Here is a 12,575-nt window from a genome sequence, read left to right as displayed (position 1 = left end):
GTCTAATTTATAAACACGTAGGGCGCGACAAGCCATACAGCCAGCGCGCCCTCACTCAAGACCTACAATTACTTGTCGTCTTTAACTTCTTCAAATTCAGCGTCAACTACATCGTCGTCTTTTTTCGCTGAACCTTGTTGGGCACCTGCATCACCGCCTGCTTGTTGAGCTTGCGCTTTTGCTTGAGCGATTTCCATAAGCTTCTGAGATTTCTCTGCTAGTGCTTGTGTCTTAGCATCGATTTCGTCTTTGCTATCGCCCTTGATTGCTGTTTCTAGCTCGCCAAGTGCAGCTTCAATTGCAGTCTTGTCATCAGCTGGAAGGTCGTCACCCGCTTCTTCAACTTGCTTGCGTGTAGCATGAACAAGTGCATCAGCTTGGTTACGAGCGCCAACTAGCTCTTCAAACTTTTTATCTTCTTCTGCGTTTGCTTCCGCATCACGTACCATTTTTTCTACTTCTTCATCGCTTAGACCTGAAGAAGCCTGGATTGTGATCTTCTGCTCTTTACCTGTGTCTTTGTCTTTCGCAGACACATGTAAGATACCATCAGCATCCACATCAAAAGTAACTTCAATTTGTGGCACACCGCGCTGCGCTGGACGAATACCTTCTAGGTTGAATTGACCTAGAGACTTGTTATCACTTGAACGCTTACGCTCACCCTGTAGTACGTGAATTGTTACTGCAGACTGATTGTCTTCTGCTGTTGAGAACGTTTGCGACTTCTTAGTAGGGATAGTCGTGTTTTTCTCGATTAACGCAGTCATTACTTGACCCATAGTCTCAATACCTAGAGACAGAGGACAAACGTCAAGTAGTAGAACGTCTTTCACGTCACCCGCAAGTACACCACCTTGAACCGCAGCACCAACTGCTACCGCTTCATCAGGGTTTACGTCTTTACGAGGCTCTTTGCCAAAGAATTCAGCTACTGTTTTCTGTACCAGTGGCATACGTGTTTGACCACCAACTAGGATAATGTCATTTACGTCGCTTACAGAAAGGTCTGCATCAGCAAGTGCACGTTTTAGCGGCTCGATTGATTGCGCAACTAAGTCTTCAACTAGTGACTCAAGTTTTGCACGAGTTAGCTTAACGTTCATGTGCTTAGGACCTGTTGCATCAGCAGTAACGTAAGGTAGATTTACCTCAGTTTGCTGTGCTGAAGACAGCTCAATCTTCGCTTTCTCAGCCGCTTCCTTAACACGCTGCATCGCTAGCGGGTCAGTTTTTAGGTCGATGCCTTGGTCTTTCTTAAATTCTGCAACTAGGTAGTTGATAACGCGGTTATCAAAGTCTTCACCACCTAGGTGAGTATCACCGTTAGTTGCTAGTACTTCAAACGTGTGCTCGCCTTCAACTTCATCAATCTCGATGATTGAGATATCGAATGTACCACCACCTAAGTCGTATACTGCAACGACGTTGTCGCCTTGCTTCTTATCCATACCGTAAGCAAGTGCTGCTGCTGTTGGCTCATTGATAATACGCTTAACTTCAAGACCTGCGATACGACCAGCATCTTTAGTTGCTTGACGCTGTGAATCGTTGAAATATGCAGGAACTGTGATAACAGCTTCTGTTACTGGCTCACCAAGAAAGTCTTCCGCTGTTTTCTTCATTTTCTTAAGAACTTCAGCTGAGATCTGAGGTGCAGCTCTTTTCTCACCGCGTACTTCAACCCAAGCGTCGCCGTTGTCCGCTTTTACGATGTTAAAAGGCATGATGCTAAGGTCACGCTGTACTTCTTCATCTTCAAAACGACGACCAATTAGACGCTTGATCGCGTATAGTGTGTTTTTAGGGTTAGTCACTGCCTGGCGTTTTGCTGGCTGACCGACTAGTGTTTCACCATCATCTGTAAATGCAATAACAGAAGGAGTTGTGCGGTCGCCCTCAGCATTTTCAATAACGCGCGGCTTGTCACCATCAAGTACCGCTACGCAAGAGTTAGTAGTACCTAAATCGATTCCAATAATTTTACCCATGAATCATCTCCGACTTCAAAATTCGTTGTTCAGTTAGTTGATTTGATAAATAAGGTCACCGATTTGTAATTCAAGCGTCACAACTAAAAAAAAATGAAAAAAATTGAAATTTTTTTACTTTTCGAACGTTTCGGTCAAAAAAGCAGCCTTAATTGCTTATTTTGAAACAAGTGAAGACGAAAATACGATGTATTTGACGCTTGATTACCTGGTTAGACCAGTTATGCTAAGTGCAACATAATAAATAATGAGAAATGACAACATGACATTTGATGAAATTATTCAGTCGGAGCATTTACAGCAAGCGCAAACACAAATGACATTTCCTGCAAGTTGGTGTCAAGGCCGCACTGCGTTTGGCGGATTGTCTGCAGCAATCGCGGTACAAAGCATGAAGCACCAACTGACAGAGCCTCGTCGGCTGCTCTCTGTGAGCGTTAACTTTGTCGGACCACTGCTAGAAGGCGCACCATTTACCGTTGCAACAACGATTTTGCGTAGCGGAAAAAATGCAACCCAAATGCAAACTCAACTGATCCAATCAGGCGAGGTTTGTCTTATTGCTATCGGGTGCTTTGGCAAGGATAGAGCATCCGCTATCCAAGTTACAAATGTCGATAGCCCTACTCTTTCAGATGTTAATCCAAACGCAGTTCTTCCATACCAAGAAGGTGTGATGCCTGCATTTTTCCAGCACGTCGCGCTCAATGCCCAGCAAGGGGCTTTACCATTTTCAGGTGCACCATCTTCAAATCTAGGTGGTTGGATGCGATTTAAAGCAAAAACTACATCGGTAAATGAACTACATACACTGGCTCTTGCTGATTCATGGCCGCCAACCTTACTCCAGATGTGTAAAGCGCCAAGCCCCGCCAGCAGTATGTCTTGGTACATAGAGTTTTTGTGTGATATTTCACTCGACTCAGAGTCTTGGCTGGGCTTTGAAGCCGTTACCCACCATAGCCAAAATGGTTATGGTATTGAAGATGCTAAAATTTGGTCACAAGATGGCAAGCTGCTCGCCCTAAGCCGCCAAACCGTCGCAGTATTTGATTAACATTGATAAATTTGGGCGCATCAAGCAAACTAGCATAAAAGGAATCAACGGATTTTTGTGTGATTACAGCTTGCCCTGAATGCGATACGCTTGTTGAAATAGACGCTATCGAGTCCCAAAAGCGTGCGGTGTGCCCAAACTGTCGGTGCGTGTTGTGCCATGTACAAGGGCACCAAAATCAATTAGTACAAGCCTTCAGCTTTTCTGCGTTACTATTTTTATTCGCAAGCTTATTTCCAAACTTTATTTCCTACACGCAACATGGTATCACTCAAGTTGTGAGCCTCTGGCAAGCGCTCATATTGTTAGCTGAACATTATAGTTATTTTCTCGCTGGATTATTTGCCTTCACTATCTTAGTCATGCCTGTTGCCGTATGCTCATTGCTACTGATTGCACACACCGAGTATTGGCAAATCATCAATGCGCACAATGCCCGACATTTAGCCAAATTACTTTCAGCACTGAAACCGCTTAATCTCACAGACATATTTTTAGTGGCCGTGCTCGTGAGCGCTTTTAAATTAATGTCTTTCGCTGAATTGGAGATGGGACTTGGGTTTTGGGCCTATATTTTGTTCGTTTTGTGTTTTATTGAAGCGCTCTCACTTTTTGATCATGAGTACATGTGGCGTAATCAGACTCAATGTAATCGTCACTTAGTGGAGCCACAGAATTTATCTTCCACACTAAAGCGTTGCAAGGTTTGTGGCTTTTTGGGTGAAGGTGAAAAGTGTCAGCGTTGCTACGCCAAACTAAAATACCGAAAGTCTCAATCTACGCAAAAAAGCTTAGCTTGGATGCTCACCAGCGTCGTGCTACTTGTACCTGCTAATTTTCTGCCCATCATGGATACCATTAGTCTTGGGCTCCATACTCCTGCAACGATTTTTTCAGGTGTTCAAGTGCTTTGGGAAGCCGGTTCTTATCCCGTAGCAACACTTATTTTTCTCGCAAGTATATGTATTCCTATCGCAAAAGCGTTACTATTGAGTTACTTACTAATACGAGTTAAAAAGCCCAAAGACCCAATCACAGCAACAAAAGTGTATCGCTTGCTCGAATTCATTGGCCGCTGGTCGATGATAGATGTGTTTGTGGTGATTATCTTAGTGTCTTTGGTGCAACTTGGTACGGTGCTAAATGTCGAACCGGAAATTGGTATCGTATTTTTTACTTTGATGGTGCTTTGCCAAATCGCAGCCGTTAATAGTTTTGATCCAAGATTATTGTGGGATAAAAATAATCAATGACTACTCAAGCTGATATAGAAGACAAACCAAAATTTTCAGTGATTTGGATTATTCCAATTATCGCGTTGCTCATCACAGGCTGGATGTTATATCAACATCAGGCAAATAAAGGCCACACTATTTTTATAAAAATGACTGACGCAGATGGTATTATTGCCGGCAAAACTGAGGTGAGAGTTAAAAGCGTTAAGGTCGGATTAGTCGAGTCATTAAAGCTTGAATTAGCGCAAAATGCAGTGGTAGCAAAAGTTCGGATTTTACAGCCCTACCGTGACTTATTGGCCGAAGACTCATCGTTTTGGGTAGTTAAACCTCGAATTGACGAATCCGGCATCTCGGGCATGAATACGCTACTCTCTGGCGTATATATAGAGCTCTCTCCCGGTGAAGCAAAAGCACGTTCGAGCATCTTCACCTTAATGGATGAACCTGCACTAATCGGCTCAGAGGTACAAGGAAAACGCTATCAACTCGTGGCTTCAGATGCTGAAGTGTTAGACGTTGGCTCCAGTATTTTTTTCCGCAATTACAAAGTGGGTCAAATTGAGTCAGCACATTTTAGTGTCGAAAGCTTAAAAATGGAGTACGGCATTTTTATCTATTCGCCATACGATACCCTTATCACCGACAACGCTATTTTCTGGATTAGTTCCGGCATTGATTTTAAACTATCAACGGAAGGCGTTGAAGTGTCGACAGGATCGCTAGCAAAGATGATCAAGGGCGGGATTTCTGTTGACTATCCACCAACTATGCCAAGCGGCACTGCGGCGCTCGAAAACAAAACCTACGCCTTACACAAAAACTTTGCAATGGCTTTAGAGCAACGTTTTGATCACTTTGATTACTATCTCATTGAGTTTGAGCAATCAATTCGAGGACTTCGAGCTGGCGCACCAATTGAATATAGAGGTATGCGAATTGGCACGATAGAACAAGTTCCTGCGACTGGTGTTAGCGACGATAGACCTTTATACTTTCAACAAAATAACACTTCTGTGCCTGTATTGGTTAAAATTGAGTACGGCCGCATTTACGAAGATGCACAGCTTGCACAAACATATTGGTCAGAAAATATAGACAAATGGATTAGCAGCGGCCTTAGAGCATCACTAAAAAGTGGCAATTTGTTAACAGGTGCGGTATATATAGAGTTAGACTTTTATCCAAGTGCAGAAGTCGTTAGTTCAAACAAAACGACTATTTATCCAGTATTACCTAGCGTTCCGAGCGGTATTACAGCACTTTCTGAACAGGTCACAAGCTTACTGAACAAGTTAAATGGGTTACCTCTTGAAACAACTGTTAAGGAACTAGAAGGTGCCCTTCAGCAACACAGGTTACTAGCAATGGAAATGAATCAACTCGTAGAGTCTATCAATAATAACAATATAACAGACAAGGTTGGCGGTAATTTAACGAGCTTAAAAGATACGTTAAGCCAGCTCACATCAAGCTTGAAGCAATTTGAGCAAACCATGACTCAGTACCAAAAAGGTTCAGGTGTTATGGATCAACTTAGTAATACCCTTGAAGAACTTGAAAGTTTGTCAAATCGCTTAAAGCCTATTTCTAAAGGGTTGAATGAGCAACCGAATATGCTTATTTTCAATAAAGAGAGCGGTACAGATCCACTCCCAAGGAAAAAATAAATGAAGACTGGCTTAGCGACATTTTTGCTTTTATTTTGTTTAACGGGCTGCATAACGAATCCATCGCAGCCGGTTAGTTATTATCAGTTAGAAGCAAAGAGTGTCGCTGACGAAAAGCAAGTTGAGCTCAATCACGTTCTCTTGGTTGATAAAGTGCAGTTGATTGAATTGTTTGATCAGCAAGCTTTAGTGCAATATCAACCAGAAAACAAAGTAAATATCGCTAATTTTCATTTTTGGGCTCAGCCACCTTCCGATATGCTGACTTGGAATTTAGTAAACGCGTTAAATGCAACCAATAAAACCACTGCAATTAAAAGCGATAAGTTTTATCGCAACACGCAAGAACATCAACGCCTCGTTGTAGAAATTAACGAGTTTGCAGGGCACTTTGAAAAAGGTGCTGTGATGGGTGGGACTTGGTATCTTTACCAATACAAAGAAGGGAGCTATCAACTAACTCAAGTGCAACCATTCCAATTTGAAGCAACGCTTGAGCAGGATGGCTTTAGTGCTCTTGTATCTGCACATCAAAAAAACTTTAACCAACTAACTGCACAAATAAGCCTGCATTTATAGTTGGCACTCAAACACCACTACAGGTGTTAAGTCATTATCAATTATTATTTTACCAATACGACTAAATCCCACTTTGCTAAGTAGGTTAATGCTGTTGCGGTTACTTTCTAATGTAATTGCACCTAACTTGATGTAGCTTTGTTCTAATTTAGCATATTCCATAAGTAACCTAACGGCCTCAGACGCATAGCCTTTTCTGGTAAACTCATCTAAAAGCGCATAACCTAAGTCTGGAATATTAAAAAAAGGCCTTTGATATAAGCCACACAACCCAATACTAGTATTGCTGCTTGCTTCTACAACGATGTAAGCTGCAGGCTTACCAATTTGATAGGGAATAAGGTAAGCTTGCTCGATATGCTCCTCAGCTTGTTGTTGCGTTTTTATGCCTTTATCACGGATGTTATCGATAAAGCTTTTTTGATTCAAAAGCCTGAGTAAGAAGCCGGCATCATTTAAAGTTGCTTTCCTTAAAAAGATCCGTTCTCCCGTCGCTATCGTCATTCTGCCTCCAAAAATATCATAATTAACTTCCATAGGAACTTTAGCATTTACATAAGCGAATAAAAAAGCTGGGAAACGAATTTGCCCAGCTTTTCATTACTACTGAAATACCGACTGGTTACTGTTGGAATTTCACGTTTTTATACATTTGCTCAACTGAGTCTAGCTTAGTTTGCTTCGGTAAATCTGCAAACGGCTCAGCTTGGAACTTAGCACCGCGTAATTGAATATTTAGTCTAGCAGCATTGGTGTTCATTACAGTTTGCTGATAGTACGCTTTAATATCTTCTAATGTGACCGCTTTAACTGCAGCGATTAACTTAGCTTCGGAGTCAAACGCCATATTTTCTTTGAACCAATCGCCTATTAATGGTTGTAGTTCTTCAGAAAGGTTTTTTGGCTCTTCGGTTAATGAGACTAACACTGCATTTTTTAACTGCTCAAACGTTGCCCCATCTAACGCGGCTAAGTCTTTAGCGTATTCATCTTTATACGCGTCAAAACGAGCTTGCATGCTTTTAGCATCTTTTACTGGTGTTTGAATATAAAAGCCTAGCGCTGAATATTCGTCAATAGCAACACTCGTTGCGCCAACCGCATACGCTAACTGCTCTTCGGTTCTCAGACGTTCAAACGCCGCCGTCCTTAAGTGCCCTTGAAGCACCATCGCCGCCGCCTTTTGCGCATAGCCTTTGATTGGGTGCACTGCAAAATCGATTACAGCAACATCAGCAACATCAATGTCTTGCTGCCATACAAGTGTCTGCTTTTGCTCTGGTTGCCAATATTTAGCACGTGCGTACTTGGTCACTTTTTGGCGTTTAGGCAGCGCATTGTCGAGTGTCTCTTTTACTGTTTGCAAATCGGTTTTATCGTAGTTGCCATAGGCAAAAACACGAACTTGATTATTCGTCAGAATTTGATTTTGCACTTTATCTAAGTCGGCCAGAGTCAAAGATTTAGCTGCTGATATCAATGCAGAATCATCATAACTTCCTGAACGGATAAGTTTTTGATAAACACCGAAAGCTTGTCTGAATGGGAATTCTTTCTCTTGATTTTTAATGCCACGTACGTAACGATCAATGGCTTGGTCAAATGCCCGTTTATTCGTTTCTACACGAACACCAGAGAGCGCATCCTTTATTAATAAAGCTTGCTTATCTGTAAAACCTGAAATATCTAGCATTATCCCATTTGCAGGAGTCAGCCCAAGATGCATACCCGCTATGCTCGCTTCCGTCATTAACTTTGCTTTATCCAAGCGGTATAAATCAGCCCAAATCGACAGTGCAACCTCAGTTTTGATGTCTTTTAATGCACTTGGGTTATTAACGTAGATTTTCAGACTACCTTTAGGCTGTTGGTAGAAACGCTCACTCGCAGCATGCCAAACCGTTACGCCATCAGCATCAATAACCTTCTGAACGCCCTTTTTCGCATCATCCGCAGATGTTTTCAGTGCGAAGTTTTCAGGTAGCAAGGTATTTACACTAGGAAGTGCTAAATCGAAATTTGCCTCTTCTTTCCATTTATCAAAATCGCTACGCTTTAAGTCTACAATCTGATATTCACCATCATAGAAGTGTAGTTTTGCATCAGTAGGTTCATCTTTACTAATATACCATACCCGCATTTGCTCAGGTGTTAATTGCTTCAAGACGGCATTAACAGCATCAGCATCAAACTGCGCATAGTAGTAGCTCGCATTGATAGCGTGGTTCATTGGGTAATGCTGCATGCTATCCGCAAGGTTACTGACGTAACCAAACTCATCGCCTTTTTCTAAAAACCTAAATTGATTATTTAGCGACGTTTGGATTTCCTTGAAGTAACGGCTATCGACGCCTTTATCACGGATCATATCGATATAATCAAGTACCGTACCTGTAATTAACTCGCGTTGCTTTAAGCCCTCATCGGTTAACTGAATATCAATCTGCAATGTTCCATAGTTGCCGTAACTATTTGGTGTCGCGAATGCACTTAACGATGAGATTAAGCCTTTATCTTTTAGTACTTGAGCTGGGCTACCCGCCATTTCATTACTTAGAAGGTATGTAATGAAATAGTTCGGTTTAACCGCAAACGCGCTTGCGTTGTTTTTGATAGTGAAATCAAGCTGTAGCGTCTTTACGTCTTCATTTGGTTTGTAGTGGACCAACTTCTGCCCAACGTTATCGAAGTTAAGCGATTGCTTAACCTCTGGCTTCTCGATGTTTTTATTCATGATTGTCGTGAAATGCTTTTTCGCTTTGGCCACCATCTGCTCAATCGGCTCGTTAGAAATCATGGCTAACTTCATGATATTCGCAGAGTAGTACTTATCATAAAAAGCAACGGTCTCTTGATGTAGTTTGCTACCTTCTTTATCACCTAACGTTTCTAGGTTACCAATAAGAAAGCGATTAGCTGGATGCTCTCCCATCATGTTTCGTGCAAGTTTAAATTGACCAAAAAAGTCCATTTCACGACGCATAGACCACTCTGCGTTTACTGCATTTTTTTCTTTTTCTGTGTACTCAGGGTAAAGCTTTGGAGATTTAAAGAAGTCGGAGAATCTGTCTAACGCCTCATCATAGGCATCGTTGTTTACTTTGAACATATAATTAGTAATATCCAACCAAGTGTAAGCATTGTGTGCCCCACCGTTTTTGGTCATGAACTCAGAATAACCTTTGCTATCTGGATACTTTTCTGTACCAAGGAATAGCATATGTTCAAGATAGTGCGCCATCCCTTGCTGAGACATAGGATCGTGTAGTAGACCAACGCCAACACTCAGCGCTGCCGCTGACTTCGATACAGAAGGATCTGATACCAAAATGACTTCAATGCCATTTTCCAAGGTTAACGTTTGATATTGTCTATCATCATTAGGACTTACAACCAGTTGCTCTGAAAGAAGATTCTCAGTCGTGTCTGAATGATTGAGTGAAGAAGTTGTACCACATCCAGTCAAAACTGCTAAGGTAAGTGTGCTAATTGCGAATAGCTTTTTCATAAAACAATCCATTATTGTGATAATTACTTTTTGGAACCAGACTATCATCGTCATTCGACTAAGCTTTTGCAATATAGAAATTTTTTGTTTTGTAACACTTCGTAAACTGAGGAATCTATGCCGACATCCATTTATTTACTGCTCGCCGCGCTATTTTTACAAACTCTACTGACCTTAGTCATCATGGTCATTATGGGTAAACGTCGATTTAAAGCTGCACGAGAAAAACAGATCCAGTTTGATCAATTCAAAACCATGGCGCTCGACAACGCGCCCGAAGAAGTCATTCTGGCATCCAGAAATTTTACTAATCAGTTCGAAATTCCCGTGTTGTTTTTTGTGGTTTCTCTTGCCGCACTCGCAATGAAACTTGTTACGTTGTGGTTCAGCATCTTCGCCCTGCTGTTTGTAATTAGTCGTATTGCGCATGCCTATGTTCATATCGGTAGTAATCATATTCGAACGCGTTTTCGCCTCTACCTTGCAGGATGTGCCTTCATTGTGTTGCAGTGGATCACATTACTTTTAACACTTATATAACTAAAAATAATAAAAATGCCATCCGTTTTAGCTAATTGTTCTTTAATCTCTGAGCCAATTTGTTAGCATGGCGATGGCAAAAAGAACAACAGGGGCACATAGATGAAACAGGATAATGATATCTGCGATTTTGGACTTCATGCTGGAGAGCCATACTCCACGCTGCCAGCGAGCTTTTTAAACTGGATGATAGAAACAGACCATGCAAAATGTGAGTTAGCTAAGTTTGAACTGGACAGAAGAGTATCTGCGGTGGCACAAAACACCAGAAAATATAGCAATTTTGAGTGTTAGCACTATTAAAATAATTATAATGATCTAGAATACGCGCATAATTTATCAAATAGCTTCTAAATTATGCGCAACTTACTTATTCTTTCAACGGCTTTGCTATTATCAGCATGCCATTTTTCTTCTCCTAAGCGGTCGCAACAAGCAGAATACCTAACCGTATTACACACCAACGATAATCATGGTCGTTTTTGGCAAAATGAAAAAGGTGAATATGGTATGGCTGCCAGAAAAACCTTAATTGACCAATTAAAAAGTGATGCCGAAAAAGCTGGACATGCCGTTATATTGCTTTCTGGAGGCGATATAAACACGGGTGTACCAGAATCTGATTTACAGTTTGCCGAACCTGATTTTAAAGGAATGAATAAACTCGGTTACGATGCCATGGCAATTGGTAACCATGAATTTGATAACACTCGAGATGTGCTAGCCAAACAAATTGAGTGGGCAAGCTTCCCAGTACTGTCAGCAAATATTCTTGATAATACAAATCAGATGCCAGCATACGAGCCTTACACAATTATTGAGCGTGCAGGATTGACCATTGCTGTCCTTGGACTTACGACAATTGATACTGTTAAAATTGCCAATCCAAAACATGTTCATGGCCTTACTTTTATTGAGCCTTTAGCAGCCACAGAAAACTGGGTTCCTAAGATCAAAGCCAAATACCACCCAGATGTAATGATTGCTGTTACACATATGGGCCACTATCACGGTGCCAATCATGGTATCAATGCACCCGGTGATGTAACGCTTGCGCGCCGACTTCCTAAAGGTATGCTTGATTTGATAGTCGGTGGACATTCTCAAGAACCTGTCTGTGTTGACGACAATGGTAACGAGGACATAGCTTTTGCTCCTGGCAAAACATGTAAGCCTGATAATCAAAATGGTGTTTGGATTATGCAAGCACATGAGTGGGGTAAGTATGTGGGTAAAGCCGTATTTAGGATTGATGGTGATACAAAAACCTTGATTAGCTATAACTTAATCCCAGTAAACTTAAAAAATAAAGCTGGCTATGTGATTGGTGAAACTATTCAAGAAGATCCTCAAATGCTCGCTTTTTTAACACCTTTTCAAGAAAAGGGGCAAGCGCAAATAGCTGGTGCTGTGGGATACGTTGATAGTTTCTTAGATGGCCGTCGCAGTACAGTGAGATTCAAGCAAAGCAACCTCGCAGATCTTATCATTAACGCGCAAATGGCAGCTGTCGAAGCAGACTTTGGCATTATCAGCGGCGGCGGGATCCGAGATAGCATAGAGCAAGGTGATGTCAGCTACAAAGATGTGCTGAAAGTTCATCCATTTAAAAATCGTATTACTTATATAGACTGGAAGGCCAACGACCTAATTAACTACTTAAACATTGTCGCCAAATTCCCACCTGACTCTGGTGCTTACTTACAGTTCCACCATATTACGTTTGATATCAAGAACGATAAGGTAACCAATGTTCACATAGCGGGCGAGCCATTGACTGACGGCAAGACCTACCGCATGAGTGTGAATAGTTATAATGCTTCTGGTGGTGACGGTTATCCAAAGATTAATCATCTTCCAGAATATACCGCTACCGACCTAACTGATGCACAGGTCCTCAAAGATTACTTCCAAAAGAAGAGCCCTATAAAGGCCGTGGATTTATAAAAAGGTACCTCATATAAAGCGGTGTGATGCACCGCTTTATATGCATTC

10 protein-coding genes are annotated in these 12,575 nt (G+C 41.6%); 7 read left to right on the top strand and 3 right to left on the bottom strand.

Going from position 1 to position 12,575, the window contains the following annotated elements; all coding sequences use genetic code 11:
• Window positions 1-68: 68 nt before the first annotated feature.
• The gene (dnaK, locus tag EXT48_RS19475) at window positions 69-1,991 is read right to left on the bottom strand and encodes a molecular chaperone DnaK (RefSeq protein ID WP_010373090.1); all 1,923 of its coding nucleotides are present in this window, start codon (window positions 1,989-1,991) and stop codon (window positions 69-71) included.
• A 262-nt stretch (window positions 1,992-2,253) separates the two neighbouring features.
• On the opposite strand from dnaK, the gene EXT48_RS19470 reads away from it, so the two are divergent.
• The 4 genes from EXT48_RS19470 to EXT48_RS19455 are packed head-to-tail and all read left to right on the top strand — an operon-like array spanning window position 2,254 to window position 6,532.
• Complete coding sequence (locus EXT48_RS19470; protein ID WP_130165455.1) at window positions 2,254-3,048, top strand: acyl-CoA thioesterase II; 795 nt, start codon at window positions 2,254-2,256, stop codon at window positions 3,046-3,048.
• A gap of 59 nt (window positions 3,049-3,107) precedes the next feature.
• Window positions 3,108-4,301: a PqiA/YebS family transporter subunit gene (locus EXT48_RS19465; RefSeq protein ID WP_130165454.1), complete on the top strand. Its 1,194-nt coding sequence runs from the start codon at window positions 3,108-3,110 to the stop codon at window positions 4,299-4,301.
• Window positions 4,298-5,953: an intermembrane transport protein PqiB gene (pqiB, locus tag EXT48_RS19460; protein ID WP_130165453.1), complete on the top strand. Its 1,656-nt coding sequence runs from the start codon at window positions 4,298-4,300 to the stop codon at window positions 5,951-5,953. Before EXT48_RS19465 ends, pqiB begins: the two co-directional genes overlap by 4 nt.
• Window positions 5,954-6,532, top strand: coding sequence for a membrane integrity-associated transporter subunit PqiC (locus EXT48_RS19455; RefSeq protein WP_130165452.1), 579 nt, complete (start codon window positions 5,954-5,956; stop codon window positions 6,530-6,532). It begins immediately after the preceding gene.
• Here the strand turns inward: EXT48_RS19455 and EXT48_RS19450 are convergent.
• Window positions 6,527-7,036 (bottom strand): GNAT family N-acetyltransferase, encoded by a 510-nt coding sequence (locus EXT48_RS19450; protein WP_130165451.1) that lies wholly within the window; start codon window positions 7,034-7,036, stop codon window positions 6,527-6,529. The genes EXT48_RS19455 and EXT48_RS19450 overlap by 6 nt on opposite strands.
• A 118-nt stretch (window positions 7,037-7,154) precedes the next feature.
• Entirely contained in the window at window positions 7,155-10,040 is a 2,886-nt protein-coding gene (locus tag EXT48_RS19445; protein ID WP_130165450.1) for an insulinase family protein, read from the bottom strand.
• Window positions 10,041-10,157: 117 nt separating this feature from the next.
• Here EXT48_RS19445 and EXT48_RS19440 point away from each other — a divergent pair, with 117 nt between their 5' ends.
• From EXT48_RS19440 to ushA, 3 genes are all read left to right on the top strand, one after another.
• Window positions 10,158-10,580 carry an MAPEG family protein gene (locus EXT48_RS19440; protein WP_069019300.1) on the top strand — a complete coding sequence of 141 codons (423 nt, stop codon included), beginning with the start codon at window positions 10,158-10,160 and terminating at the stop codon, window positions 10,578-10,580.
• 102 nt (window positions 10,581-10,682) lie between these two features.
• Complete coding sequence (locus EXT48_RS19435; RefSeq protein ID WP_039495063.1) at window positions 10,683-10,874, top strand: hypothetical protein; 192 nt, start codon at window positions 10,683-10,685, stop codon at window positions 10,872-10,874.
• 63 nt (window positions 10,875-10,937) lie between these two features.
• Window positions 10,938-12,527, top strand: coding sequence for a bifunctional UDP-sugar hydrolase/5'-nucleotidase UshA (gene ushA / locus EXT48_RS19430; protein ID WP_130165449.1), 1,590 nt, complete (start codon window positions 10,938-10,940; stop codon window positions 12,525-12,527).
• Window positions 12,528-12,575 lie beyond the last annotated feature (48 nt).

It is taken from the genome of Pseudoalteromonas sp. CO348 (assembly GCF_004208845.1).
Taxonomy (GTDB): Bacteria; Pseudomonadota; Gammaproteobacteria; order Enterobacterales; family Alteromonadaceae; genus Pseudoalteromonas; species Pseudoalteromonas maricaloris.
The sequence above is the reverse complement of the archived record's forward strand: the minus strand, read 5'-3'. Positions and strand labels throughout refer to the sequence as shown.

Bases quoted from the DNA above. Each gene is read 5' to 3' on its own strand.
- dnaK (WP_010373090.1), bottom strand. From the start codon at position 1,991: ATGGGTAAAATTATTGGAATCGATTTAGGTACTACTAACTCTTGCGTA.
- EXT48_RS19470 (WP_130165455.1), top strand. From the start codon at position 2,254: ATGACATTTGATGAAATTATTCAGTCGGAGCATTTACAGCAAGCGCAA.
- pqiB (WP_130165453.1), top strand. From the start codon at position 4,298: ATGACTACTCAAGCTGATATAGAAGACAAACCAAAATTTTCAGTGATT.
- EXT48_RS19455 (WP_130165452.1), top strand. From the start codon at position 5,954: ATGAAGACTGGCTTAGCGACATTTTTGCTTTTATTTTGTTTAACGGGC.
- EXT48_RS19450 (WP_130165451.1), bottom strand. From the start codon at position 7,036: ATGACGATAGCGACGGGAGAACGGATCTTTTTAAGGAAAGCAACTTTA.
- EXT48_RS19445 (WP_130165450.1), bottom strand. From the start codon at position 10,040: ATGAAAAAGCTATTCGCAATTAGCACACTTACCTTAGCAGTTTTGACT.
- EXT48_RS19440 (WP_069019300.1), top strand. From the start codon at position 10,158: ATGCCGACATCCATTTATTTACTGCTCGCCGCGCTATTTTTACAAACT.
- EXT48_RS19435 (WP_039495063.1), top strand. From the start codon at position 10,683: ATGAAACAGGATAATGATATCTGCGATTTTGGACTTCATGCTGGAGAG.
- ushA (WP_130165449.1), top strand. From the start codon at position 10,938: ATGCGCAACTTACTTATTCTTTCAACGGCTTTGCTATTATCAGCATGC.